Below are 239 nucleotides of genomic sequence, written 5' to 3'. Positions count from 1 at the left end.
TTAGATAATAAATATAATTTTCTAATCACTCCAGCCATAGCTAGAAAAGGTGAAGTAAGTAATAATACTTTAAACTTCTTAAAAGATGCCTATGTAAATATGGGTGTTGAAAACACCTATACCTTACCTTTAAATGGTGCTCCTTATATCTTAGGTGCTTTTGGTGTAGATGCTAATGCTAATAATAATACAGTTATATTAAATAAAGGCGTAAAGATAGACTTTCATACTACCCCTTA

At 29.7% G+C, this 239-nt stretch carries 1 pseudogene; it reads left to right on the top strand.

The annotated features are described in order from the left end of the window. A pseudogene (locus CAMP5118_RS08030) lies at window positions 1-239 on the top strand (hypothetical protein); the annotation flags it as partial.

It is taken from the genome of Campylobacter sp. LMG 7929 (genome assembly GCF_024723595.1).
GTDB lineage: Bacteria > Campylobacterota > Campylobacteria > Campylobacterales > Campylobacteraceae > Campylobacter_D.
This window is presented reverse-complemented; position numbering and strand designations above follow the sequence as displayed.